Origin of the sequence: Neptuniibacter sp. QD37_11 (genome assembly GCF_047778105.1) — a bacterium.
GTDB lineage: Bacteria > Pseudomonadota > Gammaproteobacteria > Pseudomonadales > Balneatricaceae > Neptuniibacter.
Genome location: NZ_CP180552.1, coordinates 2174240 through 2192506 on the forward strand (window position 1 = coordinate 2174240; position 18267 = coordinate 2192506).

Annotated in this window: 19 protein-coding genes; 8 read left to right on the top strand and 11 right to left on the bottom strand. The window is 44.3% G+C overall.

The features are described 5' to 3' along the window. Positions 1–116 precede the first annotated feature (116 nt). Positions 117–362 carry a DUF6868 family protein gene (locus ACMXYT_RS09935; RefSeq protein ID WP_415898538.1) on the bottom strand — a complete coding sequence of 82 codons (246 nt, stop codon included), beginning with the start codon at positions 360–362 and terminating at the stop codon, positions 117–119. 155 nt (positions 363–517) lie between these two features. Between ACMXYT_RS09935 and ACMXYT_RS09940 the strand changes: the two genes are divergently transcribed. After that, entirely contained in the window at positions 518–847 is a 330-nt protein-coding gene (locus ACMXYT_RS09940; protein WP_415898539.1) for a hypothetical protein, read from the top strand. Between the two features lie 231 nt (positions 848–1078). Here the strand turns inward: ACMXYT_RS09940 and ACMXYT_RS09945 are convergent, their stop codons facing one another. Genes ACMXYT_RS09945 through trmH form a run of 3 tightly spaced genes read right to left on the bottom strand, consistent with a single transcriptional unit; the run spans position 1079 to position 5307 of the window. Then, a complete protein-coding gene (locus tag ACMXYT_RS09945; protein WP_415898540.1) occupies positions 1079–2467 on the bottom strand; it encodes a sigma-54-dependent transcriptional regulator in 1389 nt (462 codons plus the stop codon). 11 nt (positions 2468–2478) lie between these two features. Then, on the bottom strand, positions 2479–4536 hold the full coding sequence (locus ACMXYT_RS09950; protein ID WP_415898541.1) for a sensor histidine kinase: 2058 nt from the start codon (positions 4534–4536) through the stop codon (positions 2479–2481). A gap of 54 nt (positions 4537–4590) precedes the next feature. After that, positions 4591–5307 carry a tRNA (guanosine(18)-2'-O)-methyltransferase TrmH gene (gene trmH, locus ACMXYT_RS09955; protein WP_415898542.1) on the bottom strand — a complete coding sequence of 239 codons (717 nt, stop codon included), beginning with the start codon at positions 5305–5307 and terminating at the stop codon, positions 4591–4593. Between the two features lie 100 nt (positions 5308–5407). Between trmH and ACMXYT_RS09960 the strand changes: the two genes are divergently transcribed. From ACMXYT_RS09960 to ACMXYT_RS09985, 6 genes are all read left to right on the top strand, one after another. Next, positions 5408–6274 (top strand): prephenate dehydratase, encoded by an 867-nt coding sequence (locus ACMXYT_RS09960; RefSeq protein WP_415898543.1) that lies wholly within the window; start codon positions 5408–5410, stop codon positions 6272–6274. A gap of 377 nt (positions 6275–6651) precedes the next feature. Further along, positions 6652–6978 carry a metalloregulator ArsR/SmtB family transcription factor gene (locus ACMXYT_RS09965; protein WP_415898544.1) on the top strand — a complete coding sequence of 109 codons (327 nt, stop codon included), beginning with the start codon at positions 6652–6654 and terminating at the stop codon, positions 6976–6978. A 7-nt stretch (positions 6979–6985) separates the two neighbouring features. After that, complete coding sequence (locus ACMXYT_RS09970; protein ID WP_415912200.1) at positions 6986–7996, top strand: ArsJ-associated glyceraldehyde-3-phosphate dehydrogenase; 1011 nt, start codon at positions 6986–6988, stop codon at positions 7994–7996. Beyond that, positions 7993–9216: an organoarsenical effux MFS transporter ArsJ gene (gene arsJ, locus ACMXYT_RS09975; protein ID WP_415898545.1), complete on the top strand. Its 1224-nt coding sequence runs from the start codon at positions 7993–7995 to the stop codon at positions 9214–9216. The genes ACMXYT_RS09970 and arsJ overlap by 4 nt, the downstream gene beginning before the upstream one ends. A 118-nt stretch (positions 9217–9334) precedes the next feature. Then, positions 9335–10321 carry a GGDEF domain-containing protein gene (locus ACMXYT_RS09980; protein WP_415894043.1) on the top strand — a complete coding sequence of 329 codons (987 nt, stop codon included), beginning with the start codon at positions 9335–9337 and terminating at the stop codon, positions 10319–10321. Between the two features lie 175 nt (positions 10322–10496). After that, positions 10497–11792 (top strand): Na+/H+ antiporter NhaC family protein, encoded by a 1296-nt coding sequence (locus ACMXYT_RS09985; RefSeq protein WP_415898546.1) that lies wholly within the window; start codon positions 10497–10499, stop codon positions 11790–11792. 74 nt (positions 11793–11866) lie between these two features. Here the strand turns inward: ACMXYT_RS09985 and tcdA are convergent, their stop codons facing one another. The 7 genes from tcdA to ACMXYT_RS10020 all read right to left on the bottom strand — a co-directional run bounded on the left by tcdA (position 11867) and on the right by ACMXYT_RS10020 (position 17039). Next, on the bottom strand, positions 11867–12664 hold the full coding sequence (gene tcdA / locus ACMXYT_RS09990) for a tRNA cyclic N6-threonylcarbamoyladenosine(37) synthase TcdA (RefSeq protein ID WP_415894041.1): 798 nt from the start codon (positions 12662–12664) through the stop codon (positions 11867–11869). Positions 12665–12695: 31 nt separating this feature from the next. Beyond that, positions 12696–12914 carry a hypothetical protein gene (locus ACMXYT_RS09995; RefSeq protein WP_415884205.1) on the bottom strand — a complete coding sequence of 73 codons (219 nt, stop codon included), beginning with the start codon at positions 12912–12914 and terminating at the stop codon, positions 12696–12698. A 9-nt stretch (positions 12915–12923) separates the two neighbouring features. Beyond that, on the bottom strand, positions 12924–13610 hold the full coding sequence (locus tag ACMXYT_RS10000; protein WP_415911387.1) for a TIGR01621 family pseudouridine synthase: 687 nt from the start codon (positions 13608–13610) through the stop codon (positions 12924–12926). 100 nt (positions 13611–13710) lie between these two features. Then, positions 13711–14076 carry a hypothetical protein gene (locus ACMXYT_RS10005; protein WP_415911388.1) on the bottom strand — a complete coding sequence of 122 codons (366 nt, stop codon included), beginning with the start codon at positions 14074–14076 and terminating at the stop codon, positions 13711–13713. A gap of 121 nt (positions 14077–14197) precedes the next feature. Beyond that, positions 14198–14902 (bottom strand): DnaA regulatory inactivator Hda, encoded by a 705-nt coding sequence (hda, locus tag ACMXYT_RS10010; protein ID WP_415898549.1) that lies wholly within the window; start codon positions 14900–14902, stop codon positions 14198–14200. After that, the gene (locus ACMXYT_RS10015) at positions 14892–15992 is read right to left on the bottom strand and encodes an AI-2E family transporter (RefSeq protein WP_415884201.1); all 1101 of its coding nucleotides are present in this window, start codon (positions 15990–15992) and stop codon (positions 14892–14894) included. The genes hda and ACMXYT_RS10015 overlap by 11 nt, the downstream gene beginning before the upstream one ends. Positions 15993–16004: 12 nt before the next feature. Beyond that, positions 16005–17039, bottom strand: coding sequence for a DUF2066 domain-containing protein (locus ACMXYT_RS10020; RefSeq protein ID WP_415911389.1), 1035 nt, complete (start codon positions 17037–17039; stop codon positions 16005–16007). A 167-nt stretch (positions 17040–17206) separates the two neighbouring features. Here ACMXYT_RS10020 and purM point away from each other — a divergent pair, with 167 nt between their 5' ends. Beyond that, the gene (purM, locus tag ACMXYT_RS10025) at positions 17207–18265 is read left to right on the top strand and encodes a phosphoribosylformylglycinamidine cyclo-ligase (protein WP_415894035.1); all 1059 of its coding nucleotides are present in this window, start codon (positions 17207–17209) and stop codon (positions 18263–18265) included. The last annotated feature ends 2 nt before the right edge of the window (positions 18266–18267 follow it).

An 18267-nucleotide genomic window follows, 5' to 3' on the forward strand; every position in this document is an offset into this window, starting at 1 on the left:
GATAATTCGTGCTACATATTGATCTTGTTTGATGCTCATACAGCTATCGTCATAGGTGGCGCAGCGATTGTCAATTTATTAATTACTAAAACCAACTCTCCAGTTAGCGTCTTGCTTTAATAACCCATCACCTTTAACGACAGGTAAGGAATAATAAACAGGCATAACGACAGCAATTTAAAATTGGCTAAGTATTTAAAGTACAAAGCAGGTAAGTGCTCCTCACCAACGCCCAGCAACTTTGAATGCAGAGGGATAACCAACGAGCGCATGAGCATCAAAGCCAGCGTAGTAAAAAGGAGAACAGCAATACTTAAAATTGAACCCCAGCCAAAGAACGCCGTAATCTGATCAAAACTCATATCGAATCCTCCCTATCTTCAATAAGTAGTTTAGGCGGTTAGGTAAGAAAAGAGCTTTGATCGTTCAATTGTTTTTCTAATTCATCATTCAATAACTATACTGACTTCAAGCGAGTATGTAGTCCGCGCATAAAGCTATCATAGGATGAGTGCGCATGAATAATCGTATAGGGCAGTGGTTCTACCTTCCATTTCTGTTGATTTCATTGGTTGGATGCTCAGGAAAAGCATATGAGATAACCAAAACTAGAAGTTATGAAAATATGTACTGTTACAACGGAGGTCGCGCAAATGAATATAGCTGCGACCCTAAACTTACCTCACCCCAACCTGACATGCATCCAGAAGAAATAGACGAAGTTTGGATGTATATAACGCTTTGGGAAATAAAAGCCTGGCTGCGAGATCTAAAAGCAGAAAAATCTAAATCTTCTCACCCCGTTAATACCGTAATAGTATCTAACCAATTAGGAATTATTGAATAATCCAATAGAAAAGATTGAAATTATTGCTCACAATCTCATTGTTTTATAGCTTCGTTCATTTAACCCAACAAATGGATGGCTTGAACAAAGGAGTAAAGCACTCATTTTTTACATGTAATTTCAGGTCTGCAGGTTCTCTTGTAACACTGAGAAAAAACGGCAAATCTATTCCACTTTTCCCAAATTTTAATCCAACTTCCGAAAAATAAGTACAGCTTCGAGTTTTTCAAATTAAGTGTAATCAGCCCTATTTATCCCGTACTTCGCCATCTTCTGGTTTAGCGTACGTCTTGGCAGGTCTAAAGCATCCATCACCGCTTTGATATTGCCTTGATGCTGTTGCAAAGAGCGCTTGATTACTTCGGCTTCAAAACCTGCAACTTGTACAGCTAAAGGTTGGGTTATATCCCCTTCAAGGTGTGAAGCCTGAAGAGTGCTGTTATCTGGGAAGAGGATATCACTGACCGACACGCGCTTATCCAAAGCATATCGCATTGCGATATTTTTTAGCTCACGAACATTACCCGGCCATTGGTAACTTTGCAGAGTGCGGAAATCTTGTTCGGGCAGTGATCGTTGTTCTTTGTCGTGTGACTCCGATGTCATGCGTACATAGTGCTCAAACAGTAATGGCGTATCTTCTAGACGATCTCGTAATGGCGGGATATGCAGCTGCGATACGTTTAGGCGATAGAAAAGGTCTTCACGGAAATCATCCTCTTCTCGCAAGTCGGTTTTAGCCGCAGCAATAACACGTAGATCGACTTTAATCGGTGAATTACCACCTAAACGTTCAATAACACCTTCCTGAAGTGCACGCAGCAGTTTGATCTGCAGGTGTAGCGGCATGCTCTCAATCTCATCAAGAAACAGAGTGCCACCACTGGCATACTCGAACTTACCGATTCGGCGTTTAGCGGCACCGGTAAAGGCACCTGCTTCGTGACCAAAGAGTTCACTCTCAATTAGAGATTCTGGAATAGCACCGCAGTTGATCGGTACAAAGTGCTGGTCTTTACGATGACTAAATTCGTGTAGTGATTGCGCCACTAGCTCTTTACCGGTGCCTGTTTCGCCGTAAATGATGACATTAGTATCTAGATCAGCCAGCGTGAGGATCTCTTGCTTTAAGCGCCTGATCGCTGGTGAAATACCAATTAAGCGCTGATCGATGCCGCTGGATGAAGCTAAATTCTGTTGTAGACGAAGGTTATCCAACATCAGGCGGCGCTTTTCGCAGGCACGTTGGATTGTCTCTACAAGTCGCTCAGGGTTAAAAGGCTTTTCGATAAAATCGTAAGCACCCTTTCTCATAGCACCAATGGCCATATCAACATCGCCATGACCAGTCACGAGAACCACAGGAAAGCCGGGTACGGTCTCCAATATTTTGTCCATCAACTCTAAGCCGGTCATCTCTGGCATTTTGACATCACTGACAACGATACCTGGAAAATCAATTTGAATATGGCTTAGGGCTTGCTGGCCGCTATCACAGCCAATCACATCAAAACCGGCCATTTGTAACCATTTTTCGGTAGATTTCCGCACCATGGCTTCATCATCTACCAATAAAACAGTACCTCTGGATGACTGATTTGGTGATTGCTTATCTGTCATTACGACCTTCTCTAATTAGTTTCACAAATAGGTAATTGCAAGGTAAACACAGCCCCGCCCTGCTCGGTATTCCCTGCACTGATATCACCATTTAAATCACGCATGATGGATTTAACAATCGCTAAACCTAAGCCTAGGCCATCGCCCATAGGTTTCGAGGTGATAAATGGATCAAATAGATTAGCCAATAGCGCAGGATCGATACCTTCCCCGTTATCTATAACCTGCAGTTGTAACTGCTGAGAGTTGCTATCTTCTATCAATTCAATCTGAAGCTCTTTATCTGCCCTACCCTGCATAGCATCAATAGCATTTTTAACAAGGTTAACCACAACCTGTTCTAAACGTGCATTATCACCTAGAACATAAAGTGTTTTCTCAGGTAGTTCTAACTTGAGCCGCACATCTTCATCAGCGATACGCTGCTTGAACATCTGTAGAGAGTTTTCGAGCACCATCTGCATGGAAACCGGCTGCTTTTGTTCTGGCTTTTTGTAAGCGTAGGTTTTGAGCTGAGCAGTAATTTGCGCCATGCGTTGTGTAAGCCCATCTACTTCTAGCAAGCTTTCTTCTAGCATTTCAGGTTGAGTCATCACCTGTCGGCAGATTGCCACGTAATTTCTAATCGCGGTCAGTGGCTGATTAAGCTCGTGCACAATTGCCGTAGACATGCGACCAAGCACCGCCATTTTACCGGCCTGAACTAACTCTTCTTGTGCTTCTCTTAAAGCCAATGTCCGCTCTTCAACTTTGTGTTCTAGAGACTCATTGGCTTTCTGTAACTGGATCTCCAAACCTTTACGTCTGGATATATCGATAACTGTCACAAGGAACTGCTTAGCCTCATACCCCTGCATTTTTCGGATAGAGATCAATAGAGGGAACTCGGTACCATCACTTCTAGAACCTACCGCCTCATAACCCACCAGCGGGGAAAACCCCTTTTCACCTAATCGATGCAACACCCTCGCAATTGGGGTAATCCCATCAGAAGCCAGCAATTCCAACAAAGGTTTAGCAAGGATCAATGGCATAGAAACAGCAAACTGCTGCAGCGCCATATCGTTAGCAAAAGTGATATGACCTCTTTCATCGATAAGCAGTAAGCCAACTTGTGCGTTATTAATAATCGCTTTTTGTTGCGCTTCACTTTTCGCTAGAGTTTCACGGGTGACGTTCTGCGAGCGTAGCTTTAACTGTCTCTCTCTAAACCACAAAGCGAACAGCCCAAGCGCGATACAACCACCAAAGGAAAACAGTGCGGCATTTCTAACATTCCGTTTTACCACTTCAGTATCAGTGAGGACCGAAACCTGCCAACTTAAATCATCTAGCGCTACGGAGCGTGACAGCCATTGATCTGAACCTCGCTTCCAAAGCCGTGTAACAACCCCACTTGTTAACAGGGTTACTTCAACATCAACCTGTTCTTTGATGCTTTTGAAACGATTAAAAGGTGCAGTGGTATAGAAAATAGTGCCTGTTTGATCCCTTAAAATCACTTCGCCGGTGGAGCGTAGCTTTTTAACCATCGCTTCTAGCTCAACCCGAACTACTGCAGCGCCCGAAAATTGTGTGCCGTTATAGACAGGTGAAGACAAAAAGTAGGCGGGGGATTGATTATGTTCATTCAAACTAAATTGGCCACCTCGGTGACCCGCCAACGCTTGTTTATAGTAATCTTGTCTTCGATGTGATCGTTGAATGAATTCCTGTTCATCCCGCCAATGGCTGTAGGCTGCCGTATTACCCTCTGAGTTCAAAACAAATAGAGAGGATGAACCCGCAACAAGGTTAATCTGTTCTAAATAAAGACTAACTTCTCTAGCTATGCTCGGAGAGGGATTGACCAAAAGCGCTTTAACATCGGTATCTTGAGAGATCAAAAACGGCAAATAACGATACTCATCTAATGCCGATCTTAACTGGGTGATAACTTTTAAAAGTTCATCAGAACCTTGCTGATGAAGATTTTGCAGGGTCCAATCACGCGCAAAGGTAACAACCTGCCATGTACAAACAAGCGTTAGTAATAGGAAGAGAAGCGTGACAAGCAGTCGTCTGACCATTAGTGATTAATTCGAAACCCAAAAACTCAGATTAGCAGGGGTTCAGGGATTGAATCAAACAGCAATGCCGCTCCAATCATATTTATCTGCCTGTCCTGCCTGTACTCGCTGATGCCAACCTGGTGCATCAATTACATCGCCAATGTTATCAAGCGGAGGATAAGCTAAACCTTTTTCTCTGCAGAACTTCGCCAGATCACGATTACCCCACTCAAAAAGGGTGCGAGAGATCTCTTCATCACTGAGGTGCTGCCGTTCATACAAACCTGCCAACATGCGTTGACGCTGAGCTTCTACCAGAATTATCCCTGCAGCTGTGGATACATTAAGCGAACTTACCATCCCCATCATTGGGATAATGATATGCTGATCGGCCATCTCTGCCGCAACATCGCTCACACCCTGCTTTTCAGCGCCCATCAGCAACGCACATGGCTGCGTGTAATCAAACTCACGGTAATCTATTGCTTGATCGGTAAAATGTGCAGCTACCACTTTCATGCCCTGAGATTTAACCGTTTCGATCGCCGATTCGACTGATTCGTGCTGCCTGTTTTTAACGTAGAAATCACTACCCTTAGCCGTACCACGGTAAGTACGGTAACCCTCTTTAGGCACAACAGAGTGAATGCTGTGAATACCAACGGCATCACAATTACGAATCAAAGCAGATAAATTTCGAGGTTTATTCACTTGATCAGCAATCAAACTTAGATCAGGCTGGCGGCGTTTAAGCACACTTAGCAGTTTTTCAGTACGTTCTGGCGTCATAAAACTATAATTGCAGGTAATTTAACTGCGCGAACAGTAACAGAGTTTTTATCTCTGTGTAATAATACGCGCCTCAATTTTCGTTAAACAGATAAAGACCATGACCAACCTGCCTGCCATTATTGCTTATCAAGGCGTACCGGGTGCTTATTCACACCTTTCATGCCGCAAAGCTCATCCAGAATTAGAAGCTAACGCCTGTGCAACTTTTTCGGATGCAATGTTTATGGTCGAGCGTGGTCAGGCTCGTTTAGCGATGATCCCGCTCGAAAATTCAACAGCGGGTCGCGTAGAAGAGATCTACCGTTTAATGCCGAAAACTGAGCTGCACATTGTCGGTGAACACTTTGAACCTGTGAACCACTGTTTGTTAGCGCCAAAAGGCACAAAACTAGAAGATATCACGACTGTGGCATCGCACCCGCAAGCACTAGCGCAATGCGATGGCCATATTAATGAACTTGGCATCAAACCGGTTGCTAGTCTTGATACAGCGGGTGCAGCTGCCGAGCTAAGCGAAAAACAAACACCTGGCCATGCAGCGATCGCCTCTAGTCTAGCGGCTGAGTTGTATGATCTAGAGATTATCCGTGAGAACTTCCAAGATAAAACCGGGAATACTACCCGCTTCTTAATTCTTGCGCGCGACAGTCATATCCCTGCGCTAACCAACGGTTCTCGCTTTATGACATCGATCATGTTCACGGTACGCAACATTCCAGCAGCACTCTATAAAGCGCTGGGCGGCTTCTCGACTAATAGCGTGAACATGTTGAAACTAGAGAGCTACATGGCATCTGATACGATGACGGCGACCAGCTTTCACCTTGATGTCGAAGGTCATCCAGACCAGAAAGCGATGAAATATGCGCTTCAAGAATTAGACTTCTTTGCCAAAGATGTTCGCATTATGGGCACTTACCCGCTACATCACTTCCGTTTGGAAGATGATCAGATCATTGAGTAAATAGCCCGAAAAGCGCTTAACCACACAAACCTAATTGATACTCAGCTAAACTAAACGGAAGTATCAATTAGGTGATTACATTCTGCACCAAAGTTTAATTTTGCACTGCACAAAAAATCAACATACTACATATGCACTTGCGGCTTAGCTATCAAGGACATGTGATAGCTTTCGAGCCCATCTGCATCCCATCTTCAACTCTGGCCTCGCCATGAGTTAACGCATTTTTTGCCCCTCTTTTAGAGGGGTTTTTTTATGCCTGCAGAAAGCTACCCCCCTATTCCATTCAAAAATCTTACCACCGACACTTAAACCGCTATTGCGAGCCCTATAAATTTTTGCCATCATATATGGAAAAACGTATATGTGGATTAAATATGCAAGCCACTACTCTATTTAAATGCTTATCAGACACGACACGATTTGAGCTGATAATGCTGATACATCACCACAAAACCCTCTGTGTATGTGATTTCACAACGCTACTTGAGCTAAGCCAACCGAAAATTTCGCGCCATCTGGCGCAGCTTAGAGAACATGGAATTGTGAGTGATAGCCGCAAAGGCCGCTGGGTTTATTACAGTCTGAATAACCAACTCCCAGAGTGGTGTCAGCGCGTAATCAACGAGACTTATGAAGCTAGCCAAACAGAGCTAGCAGAACTACTAAATAAAAGCTTAACCTCAGAAAGCTGCTGTGAGTGATAAAAAGATGACTATCAAAATTGGTATTAATGGTTTCGGTCGGATGGGCCGTTTGATAATGCGTGCGGCTTGGGAATGGCCAGAGTTTGAATTTGTACAGATCAACGATCCACAAGGTGATGCCGCTACATTAGCCCATCTGATGAATTTTGATTCTGTACATGGCACTTGGAAGTACGAAGCTACCGCAACTGACACTGGCATGATTATTAACGATCAGCAGATCAGTGTTACCCACAACAGCCGTATCGAAGATACCGATTGGTCTGGTTGCGATCTTGTCTTTGAAGCCAGCGGTGTCATGAAGAAAAAGGCACTTTTAGATAAATACACCGAACAAGGTGTAAAGCATGTTGTTGTGACAGCGCCGGTAAAAGAGGACGGTGTGCTTAACCTAGTCATGGGTATCAACCATCAGCTGTATACGCCTGGTGAATTCCCAATCGTTACGGCTGCATCCTGCACTACTAACTGTCTTGCGCCTGTTGTTAAGGTTGTACACGAGAAACTTGGCATCAAACACGGCTCAATGACCACGATTCACGACATTACGAACACGCAAACGATCTTGGATGCGCCGCATAAAGATCTTAGACGTGCACGAGCTTGTGGTATGAGCCTTATCCCAACAACAACGGGATCTGCAAAAGCGATTACTCAGATTTTCCCTGAGCTAACCGGCAAGCTAAACGGCCATGCCGTGCGTATTCCTTTAGCGAATGCTTCGCTAACCGATATGGTTTTCGAACTTGAACGTGAAACAACGGAAGCTGAAGTAAATGCTTTATTTGCTGAAGCAGCTGAAAACTCTCTTAAAGGTATTTTGGGTTACGAAGAGCGCCCATTAGTTTCAATCGACTACCGTACAGACCCGCGTTCAAGCATCATCGACGCCCTATCCACCATGGTTGTGAATGGCACTCAGTTGAAGCTATACGCTTGGTACGACAACGAATGGGGCTACGTAAACCGTACTGCCGAATTAGCTAAATATATCGCGATTGATTGTGAAAAATGAGTAATCTTGCCAACAGTGCCATCCGGCAATACATGGTCGTTACCGGTAATTACTGGGCCTTTACCTTAACGGATGGCGCGTTGCGCATGTTAGTTGTACTGCACTTCCACCAGCTTGGATACGGTGCACTCAGCATTGCACTGCTGTTTTTGTTTTATGAGTTCTTTGGCGTTGTCACCAACCTATTTGGTGGATGGCTAGGCGCTAGAATTGGTTTAAACAAAACCATGAATATAGGGCTGTCTTTACAGATCATTGCCCTACTCATGCTGACACTGCCAACGGATTACTTAAGCATGGCTTGGGTGATGGCCGCTCAAGCTCTCTCCGGTATAGCTAAAGATCTGAACAAGATGAGTGCTAAAAGTGCGATTAAATCACTCGTTGATGAAAGCGCACAAAGCACACTATTTAAGTGGGTAGCGATCCTTACCGGCTCTAAAAATGCACTCAAAGGTGTAGGCTTTTTCTTAGGCGGGGCTTTACTTCACTTTGTAGGCTTTCAGGGCGCTATGTGGATCATGCTGGTTGGCTTGATCATCATCTTAAGCTGCAGCCTTATTTTGCTTAAAAAAAGCCTCGGAGTATCCAAATCCAAACCGAAGTTCACAGAGGTTTTCTCTAAAAATAGAGCGATCAACATCCTCTCGGCAGCCCGTATGTTTCTGTTCGCCTCCAGAGATATTTGGTTTGTCGTCGCTTTGCCGGTTTATCTCAGTGAGACCATTGGTTGGGATTTTTGGATCGTCGGCAGCGTCATGGCAGGTTGGGTCATCATGTATGGCTTTATTCAGTCCATTGCACCAAGCATTACCGGTAAAAAATCTAAAACACCGCCTAGCGGCCGTAGTGCTGCACTTTGGGCAGGCATACTCTGCTTTATACCGGCGTTGTTCGCATTGAGTCTAGGCACTAATGAAGTATGGGTTCTACTGGTGGGCTTAGGCATTTTCGGAGCGGTCTTCGCTCTAAATAGCTCGCTTCATAGCTACTTAATCGTTAGCTATGCACGTAAAGACGGCACCTCTCTCGATGTAGGTTTTTACTACATGGCCAATGCGATGGGGCGTTTGATCGGGACAGTGCTTTCTGGTGCTATATTCCAGCTATGGGGACTCGAAGCCTGCTTGAACTTCTCATCCTTAATGCTCTTGATAGCGGCGATTATCTCGCTATGGCTACCTAAAGCAGCAACTACTCAGACTGCCGCTTCAGTTTGAGTAGTTGCATTAAATTGTTGTAATAAACACCGACTCTGACTTAAGCAGCTAAACTTAGGAGACAAACCCAAAATACATTTGCAGCTTTATTCGAATAAGCCATGCGAGGGCTACGCGAATGCAACCGACAGCTAAAGTCTCAGATTATTGCGACGTTTTTTTAGCATTGACGGAACAACGCGATCAAAGAGCGCTTAATCAATTATTGATCAAAACCTGTTTAGAGCTGTTTCCGCTGCATCATTTCTGGCTGTATAACTACGCAAACTTCGATCAAACGACCGAAAAGCTTATAGCCAGTAGCGAAAGCTCCAATGAGCTTGCACCATCACTCACGATCCCTGAACACATTCAGCATATTGAGCCGCACCAGCCTACACGTTATATCCGTGATGAATGTTATAGATATTACAGTTTTAAAATCCTGCACTCTCAAAATGGCCTCCTTATAACCAATATAGAAGACACCACTGACTTGATGCATGACGTGATCACTAAGTTAGTCTCTGTATACGCAAACCAGCGTTTTTTTATGTTCTCTGCTATGAACGATGCCCTGACTGGCCTATATAACCGTCAGGCCTTTGACCAGCAGATGGAAACTATTCTTTTAAAGCAGCAATCTCAGCGACGTAAAAACGATAAATCAGCAGAACCCCATTGTTTTGCCCTCTTGGATATCGACCACTTTAAACAGGTTAACGACAACTTTGGTCACCTATTTGGTGATGAGGTTTTATTAGTTCTTTCCCAGCAGATGCAAAGTGCCTTTCGGGATGAAGATTTGATGTTTCGCTACGGCGGAGAAGAATTTGCGTTGGTACTAAAAGATATCTCATTAGAGTCTGCATTGAAGGTACTTGAACGATTCCGTACACAAATTGCCCAAACCATTTTTCCACAGATAGGCCAAGTGACATTGAGTATTGGGATTACAGAGATCACAGAGGGTCTGTCGCTTCCTACCTTAATCGATCATGCCGATCAGGCGCTCTACTTTGCTAAAGAGCATGGACGAAATCAGGTTCACAGTTATGAAACGCTTCTAAGCAGTGGATACATCACCCCTCCTAGCGAGCATGAGGGCGATATAGAACTGTTTTAGTCGTGCCATTAATTCGATATAACTTAATGCTAAGTCCACTGTCGTTTTATTCATTTTATTTATACCTACTTAAGTAGTATATTCGCCGCCTTATTCGAACAGCTGGTCAGATCCCAGTCGTTTGTCTTCTCCAATATTGAAACCATTACCCATGGTCTCTAATAGGATAAAGTTAATGAATAACTCTTCCCCTCTTGCGTTACTGCCATTAGGGCTGTTTTTAGCTCTGTTTATCGGCAGCGGAATCTACTATCAAACTCAAGGAACAGAGTTCGCCTTCTATCAAATATCAGCACCCGTCGCGATTATTCCTGCGGTGGTCCTTTCACTGCTGCTAACTCAAGGCACACTCAACGAGCGTCTTGAAATCTTTATCAAAGGCATTGGCGATCAGACCATTATCACTATGGTTGTTGTATTCCTTTTGGCAGGTGCATTTGCTTCTGTGGTAAAGGCAATTGGCGGCGTCGATGCAACGGTAAATCTCGGCCTTAACTATATACCTGAGTGGCTATTGCTCCCTGGCATCTTTGTGATTGCAGCGTTTATTGCTACCTCTATGGGTACATCCATGGGCACCATTGCGGCGGTAGCCCCAGTTGCTGTCGGCATTACTGAAGCTAGTGACCTTCCTCTTCTGCTCACTGTAGGCGCTGTTGTTGGTGGTGCAATGTTTGGCGATAACCTATCAATTATTTCGGATACAACTATCGCAGCCACTCGAACTCAAGGCTGTGAGATGAAGGATAAGTTCCGCCTTAATCTTCTTATTGCGCTTCCTGCAGCTATGGTAACTATGGTCGTACTCGCGCTTCAAAGCAGTACTGCTGGTGTATCTGAACAAAGTTATGAGTTGATCAAAGTTGCGCCATATCTGACAGTACTGATCCTCGCTATTGCAGGCCTGAACGTCATGTTAGTACTACTGGTAGGTATTGTCTTAGCGGGAGCTGTTGGCTTTATAACCGCGTCTGATTACAGCATTGCTATGCTATCAAAGCAGATCTATGACGGTTATACCGGCATGCAGGAGATAATGATTCTATCTATGTTGATTGGCGGTCTTGGTGCACTGATTAAGCATCAAGGCGGATTAAACTTTATAGCTTCAGCAATTGAAAAACTAACCGGAAACAGTGGCGGTAAAAAGGCGGGTGAATTCAGTATTGCAGCTAGCGTGGCGGCAACCAACCTATGTACGGCCAACAATACGGTATCTATAGTTATTGCCGGTTCATTGGCGAAAGATATCGCGCAACGCTATGGTGTTAATGCTAAACGCTCTGCCAGTCTTATGGATATTGTCTCTTGTGTGGTACAAGGCATCATCCCTTGGGGCGCCCAGATACTGCTAGCCTCCTCTATCGCGAAAGTATCACCGCTAGAATTAGTCACCTCAATTCAATATTGCTGGTTCTTAGGCTTAGCTGCGATTATTTCTATCTTAATTTCACGCCCGGGTTATAAATAACCTAAGTACTACATAAGTACTCGCAATAAAAAGGGAGCTTGATGCTCCCTTTCTTTGTTTCTCTTGCCAAGCTATTAACCTTGCGACTGCCTTTCCCAGCGTAAGCGCATTTTCTCTAACACACGCGCTACCGCGGCAAAACCAAAGCTCGCGGTCACACAGGTCGACGCACCAAAACCACCGGCACAATCGAGTCGGGTATTACCATCGGTAATACTCTTTTGCGCACAGACCGAACCATCAGGTTGCGGATACACCAACTGCTCAGTGGAATAAACACAATCGACAGAGAATCGTCTACCACTTTTACTGAATCGATAGTGTCTACGTAGGAAAGAGCGCACTTTAGCCGCGAGCGGGTCATGATTGGTTTTGGCTAAATCACAGATATCAATCTTGGTAGGGTCAGTCTGGCCACCAGCACCACCGACTGTGATAATCGGAATCTTGCGATAGCTACAATGGGCAATTAAAGCCGCTTTCTCTTTAACGCTATCGATCGCATCAATTACATAGTCGAACTCATTGGTAATCAGTTCTGGAATGTTTTCCCGTGTAATAAAATCTTCGATCTCATTGACTTCACATTCAGGATTAATCAGCTTAATTCGCTCGGCCATAGCTTCGGTCTTCGATCGACCCACATTACCGTCTACCGCATGAATCTGACGGTTTGTGTTGGTAATGCAGATATCATCTAGATCAATCAGTGTGATCTTACCAATCGCCGTCCGGGCTAAGGCTTCAGCCACCCAAGAGCCAACGCCACCAATACCAATCACACAAATATGAGATTGGCGGAACATATCAACCACGTCCGTTCCATATAGACGGCGAGTTCCACCAAAACGATTTTCAAAACCTGAGGACAACGTAACCTACCTCTATCGCTTTAAAACGAAATTAAAATTCGTCTTCAGTAATTTCGGTCAAAATCACATGACCGCATTTAGCACATTTACCTTCGATAAATATGATATCGTTTAGTTCGTATTCTTCAGGCTCAACCATACCAAGATTCACTTCTTGGCAGTTATCGCACCATGTTTGCTCTAGAAAGGCTTTTTTCTCATCTGCATCGCGTGATTCAAAATCACGTTCTATACGTTCACCTTCGCTCATTTTTTTGCCTTATCTTTTTTCAAGTAATTTCGGCCAAGAAAGACTCTCTGGCCGATCAAAATGTTCTTTAATAATATCCAAAGCCTCTTGATCAAATTGATCGCCCTGCTCTGGATAGCTCTTATAAGTATACCGCTCACCACCATAACTAAATGCTAAAGAGTATGCGTGCAGATAGGTGCGGTCTGATAACTCACCACCGTAGGTATTATCCCCCAAAATTGGCGCGCCTTCACTTTTAAGCGCCACCCTAATTTGGTGGGTTTTACCTGTGGTTGGTTTGAGTAAAAACAGCCTAAAGCCTGGCTTAAGAGAGCAGCTAAAAAACTGGGTCACTGCAGGGTTTTGACAGTTTTTTACAAGTTTCCAACCACCGCGTCTCGCTTTCTCCATATCCCCCATAATAAGTCCTTGCTTACGCTTTGGCTTATTAGCAGAGATAGCTAGGTAGTATTTCGAAACTTCACGGTTTTTAAACTGATCAGCGAGTGTTTTGGCAGCTTCGGTACTCTTAGCAAATACCATAAGGCCAGATGTAATTTTATCTAAACGGTGCACCAGAAAGATCTGCTCTAAATCTAGCTGTTGCTGCAACATCATGGTAAATCCTGCTTCCTCTTGATCTTTATGCACACTGATTCCTGCAGGTTTAACCACCACAACAAAATCACTGGTTTGATCAATTATTTGAAACACAGAATTTCCCGCCAAAAAGTCGCGATCATGCGGGAGTTAAGGAGATATTTCAAGGGGCGAAAAAGAACATTCCTCCCCAGAGGCGATAATCTATTTTGGCTTATAGCTTATCAATGTGTTTAAGCAGCTTATTAACTTTATCCGTATAGATATGAAAGACCAAGCTGCGTTCAGAATCTGGCTCTTTCAAATAACGCACTTCTAGGCAAGCTACATTTTCTTCTACAAATTTAGCAGCTGTGAAGCGCTGATCCGATTTTTTGATGTTTAGAAATTTTACGCCATCAGATACCAGTATAAGGCGCTTGCCTGAAACGGCGATAAACCCCTTATACCACTCACGTCCCAAAACCTTACCTTTTTCATTCAGATGGGTAACGGTATAGCGAACATTGTTGGCTTTGACTTTGATCTCTTCTTTTTCAAGCTTAGCACGTAATTTGTCTGTCAGATGCTTGCTACCCATGATGACCTCCTAGCCATAATGACATGCGAAAGAGTACCTCAATTAAATACCCTTATTTTCGCATTACGCACCTGCAAAAATGATGAACAATATATGAAGAGTTGGTTTAAGAGCTGATTAATTACAGCCCTGTAACCTCTTTTACGAAAGGAATTGTAATTTTACGCTGAGCACTCAGAGATGCGCGATCCAACGTGTCTAGTAAACAGGCTAAATCGTTCATATTACGGCTGGCATGGTGAAGTAAAAAGCGAGCGACTTCATCTGAAAACTGCAATCCGCGAGCACTTGCTTTAGCCTTAATCGCAGTTAATTTCACTTCATCATTAAGCGCTTGCACTTGGAATACCATGCCCCAACTGAGTCTGGATGCTAAATCAGGCAGGTTGATACCAAGGTGACGTGGCGCAGCTGTCGAAGCGATGATCAGTGTATTTCCCTGCTCGCGGATACGATTAAAGAAGTGGAAAAGCGCCTCTTCCCAAGCTTTATTACCAGCAACAGACTCTATGCCATCGATACAAACTAGATCGAGATATTCCATCCCTTCTAAAATACCACCACCCATCTGTTTTAATTCATCTAGGGGGAGATAAGCCGCACTGCGTCCTACAGGATCGGCTTCATGACATACCGCTTGGAGTAGATGAGTACAACCAACACCCTCACTACCCCAAATGTAAGTAAACTGCTCACCATTACCGTTTGCGGCCGCCTTTAAACTCGCGCAAACCAGCTCATTGCCTTGAGCGTAATAATTCTCAAAACGAGCATCATCTCGGAGACTAACCGATAGAGGTAATTGGAATGGTTGTTTACTTGTCATTAACTACTGGTTCGACTTGTTCTAACGCTTGATCTTCTTCTGAGCCGTACAATGTACTGCCTTTGTAACCTTCATGCAGATGCCGTAATAGCACCATAATAACAGCTGCAACTGGCAGAGCTAAAAGCACCCCAACAAATCCGAACAGCTGTCCGCCCGCCATGATAGCAAAAATTACCGCAACAGGGTGTAATCCAATACGGTCACCTACTAATAATGGCGTAAGTAACATCCCTTCAAGCATCTGGCCAATGATAAAGACTACGCCAACGTAGCCTAAAACCATTGGATCTTGGAATTGCATAAATGCAGCAACACCTGCCACTGCAATACCGATGATGAATCCCATGTAAGGAACAATACTAGCAAGGCCCGCGATCATACCAACCAATAGCGCTAGATCAAGCCCTACGATCCATAAACCTACTGCATAAACAATTCCCAATGCGACCATTACTAAAAGCTGGCCTTTCATAAATGCGCCAAGTACCTCATCACACTCACTGGCCCACAAAGAAACTTTAGGCTCTACATTGCGTGGTAACAGGCGTTTAACCTTGGCAATCATTACATCCCAGTCGCGTAACAAATAGAATGTAACCACGGGAATCAATACTAAATTAGCCACCCACGCCACAATCGCCAAACCAGATCGCGTAATGCCACCTAACAACTGGCTCATAATATCGCCAGTTTTTTGCAAATCACCAATCAAAACATCTTTAACATTGGCAAAGCCAAACGCAGTTGGCTCTAAACTGAATGTTGCTAATATCCAAGGGAAAATCTGTTCTTCAAATAGCTGTATCGCCTGCGGTATACGAGCTAGCAATGTCTGTATTTGATGCCCTAGTTGCGGAAGTAATAACAGGAACATCATCGCCACTAAAGCCGTCATACCGATAAACACAATAATGACAGAGCCTGTACGGGACATACCTAAATCTTCTAATCGATCGGCAATAGGATCAGACAAATAAGCAAACAATGCCCCGACCAAAAACGGTGAAAGAATTGGAGAAAGTAGATACACCAAACCGCCCAATACGACGGCAAGTATTAAGAAAAACCAACGTTGTGATTCAGTCATTTATTGTTCCTGCTATCCTTGCCAGCGGTAGATCATCACCGCAGAACCATCTTGATTTCTAAGACTATCAAGCGCCTGCAATTGCGGCTCTAGGGCGAAAGCTTGGCGCAATTGCTCTTCGCTGCCATCTAACTCAAGTCTTACTGTAATTTGATTGCCTATTGCCTGTTCAATTTTTACCTGACTAACAACAGATAACCCTTTGAGAAAATCGATCAGTCTGACGTAATCAGACAAGTTAGAAATATTTTCGACTTGAACGGCAACGCCCGTCTGGAAATGACTGAGTTTATAACTCACGACCGGCTTAAAAAGGTTATCCGCGACTCGGTTTATCAAGGCTTGAGCTACCTGATCGATATTGCCAGATTCGGCTAACGGTTGGTTGTCGCCGCCATTTATAAATAACCCTGCGACGGATACTCCTTCTGGCGTCACCTTTGAAAGGCGACCAGCAATAATGGCATCAGGATTATAACGCGCAGAGGCTTGAGTAATTGATTGATCCTGCAACACCCAAAGATCCGCAGTGGTAAGCGCCACTTGGTCAGTTAGATCGAATAAAGGAAACTGCAGCGGCAATCCACGGGAGTTTGCAGCTAACTGCAAGGCTTTATAAAAAGGATCATTGAATTGCAGATAGTCTTGTTCGCCGGACAGGTCCGAAGCAAACCAAAGCAAAACGGTAGGTCTCTGCCCGCCTAAGGGTTTAAATCCTGTACGGGTAACTAAACCGTCAATAACCGACGGGTGGAAATCTAAAACTAAATATTCCCCATCTTCTTTAGCGATATAACTAAACTGCTTTAACGTTCTGGCTGGCACTTTAAGCTGGGATTGGATTTGAGAATCTTCGGCAATACTGGAATTGCCAGACACTTTAACTAGCACTTTCGCCAGCCCAGAACTCATCTGAAGGTCACTAGGTGAAGACCTTTGTTGATCAACAGATAAAGTCACCTGATAAAGATCAGTTACTGTCCCTGCAAAAACAAATTGAGACACTGCCAGCAGAAGCACAGCTATAAAGCTTCGCATCAAGTCCATTAAGCCGCCTTCAACAATTTCGAATAAAAATATGCTTTAACTTTACCATCCCACATAATTATTTCATATTCGTTGCCCAGATGAGTGTATTCAAGCGTGATAAAACGGTAGAATATGCGGCAATATTTTTCTTCCTCTTTCCTTGTACATGAAAGGTTAACTGATCCATGTCTACTGGTTCTGATAACAGCTCTCTGAGCTATAAAGACGCTGGCGTTGATATCGACGCTGGTAACGCCCTAGTTGATCGCATTAAAGGCGTTGCTAAAAGCACAACTCGCCCTGAAGTTATGGGCGGCCTAGGTGGTTTCGGCGCTCTATGCCGTATCCCTGAAGGCTACCGTAAGCCTGTACTTGTTTCAGGTACTGACGGTGTAGGTACAAAATTACGCCTAGCTATGGATCTAGGAAAGCACGACACCATCGGTATCGATCTTGTTGCGATGTGTGTTAACGATCTAATCGTTGCTGGCGCAGAACCTCTACTTTTCTTGGATTACTACGCGACAGGTAAACTTAACGTTGATACTGCTGCAGATGTGGTAAAAGGTATTGGCGAAGGTTGTTCTCTGGCAGGTGCAGCACTTGTTGGTGGTGAAACAGCTGAAATGCCAGGCATGTACGAAGGCGAAGATTACGATCTAGCTGGTTTCTGCACGGGTGTTGTAGAAGAAGATGAGATCATCGACGGCACTAACGTAAAAGTTGGTGACACGCTGATCGGCCTAGCTTCTTCAGGCCCACACTCAAACGGTTACTCTCTAATCCGTAAGATTCTAGAAGTAAGCGGTACAGAGTTGACTGCAGATCTTGATGGCAAACCTCTAGCGGATGCTTTGATGGCGCCAACACGCATCTACGTTAAGTCACTTCTAAAACTGATCAAAGAGTCTCAAGTTAACGCTCTGTCCCACATTACGGGCGGCGGTCTACTTGAGAACATCCCACGTGTTCTTCCTGAGAACGCTAAAGCTGTTATCGATGTAAACTCTTGGACTATGCCTGCTGTATTCAACTGGCTACAAGAGCAAGGCAACGTTGATGCAACTGAGATGTACCGCACATTCAACTGTGGTGTTGGTATGGTTATCTGCGTACCTGCTGACAAGCAAGAAGAAGCGCTTCAGCTGCTAAACGAAGCTGGCGAAGATGCTTGGGTTATCGGTTCGATTGCTGCTGCGCAAGCAGGTGAAGAGCAAGTTGAACTAGCTGGTCTGGAGGCGTAATT

Coding starts and splice junctions, on each gene's coding strand:
- ACMXYT_RS09935 (WP_415898538.1), bottom strand. CDS start 362: ATGAGTTTTGATCAGATTACGGCGTTCTTTGGCTGGGGTTCAATTTTA.
- ACMXYT_RS09940 (WP_415898539.1), top strand. CDS start 518: ATGAATAATCGTATAGGGCAGTGGTTCTACCTTCCATTTCTGTTGATT.
- ACMXYT_RS09945 (WP_415898540.1), bottom strand. CDS start 2,467: ATGACAGATAAGCAATCACCAAATCAGTCATCCAGAGGTACTGTTTTA.
- ACMXYT_RS09950 (WP_415898541.1), bottom strand. CDS start 4,536: ATGGTCAGACGACTGCTTGTCACGCTTCTCTTCCTATTACTAACGCTT.
- trmH (WP_415898542.1), bottom strand. CDS start 5,307: ATGACGCCAGAACGTACTGAAAAACTGCTAAGTGTGCTTAAACGCCGC.
- ACMXYT_RS09960 (WP_415898543.1), top strand. CDS start 5,408: ATGACCAACCTGCCTGCCATTATTGCTTATCAAGGCGTACCGGGTGCT.
- ACMXYT_RS09965 (WP_415898544.1), top strand. CDS start 6,652: ATGCAAGCCACTACTCTATTTAAATGCTTATCAGACACGACACGATTT.
- ACMXYT_RS09970 (WP_415912200.1), top strand. CDS start 6,986: ATGACTATCAAAATTGGTATTAATGGTTTCGGTCGGATGGGCCGTTTG.
- arsJ (WP_415898545.1), top strand. CDS start 7,993: ATGAGTAATCTTGCCAACAGTGCCATCCGGCAATACATGGTCGTTACC.
- ACMXYT_RS09980 (WP_415894043.1), top strand. CDS start 9,335: ATGCAACCGACAGCTAAAGTCTCAGATTATTGCGACGTTTTTTTAGCA.
- ACMXYT_RS09985 (WP_415898546.1), top strand. CDS start 10,497: ATGAATAACTCTTCCCCTCTTGCGTTACTGCCATTAGGGCTGTTTTTA.
- ACMXYT_RS09995 (WP_415884205.1), bottom strand. CDS start 12,914: ATGAGCGAAGGTGAACGTATAGAACGTGATTTTGAATCACGCGATGCA.
- ACMXYT_RS10005 (WP_415911388.1), bottom strand. CDS start 14,076: ATGGGTAGCAAGCATCTGACAGACAAATTACGTGCTAAGCTTGAAAAA.
- hda (WP_415898549.1), bottom strand. CDS start 14,902: ATGACAAGTAAACAACCATTCCAATTACCTCTATCGGTTAGTCTCCGA.
- ACMXYT_RS10015 (WP_415884201.1), bottom strand. CDS start 15,992: ATGACTGAATCACAACGTTGGTTTTTCTTAATACTTGCCGTCGTATTG.
- ACMXYT_RS10020 (WP_415911389.1), bottom strand. CDS start 17,039: ATGGACTTGATGCGAAGCTTTATAGCTGTGCTTCTGCTGGCAGTGTCT.
- purM (WP_415894035.1), top strand. CDS start 17,207: ATGTCTACTGGTTCTGATAACAGCTCTCTGAGCTATAAAGACGCTGGC.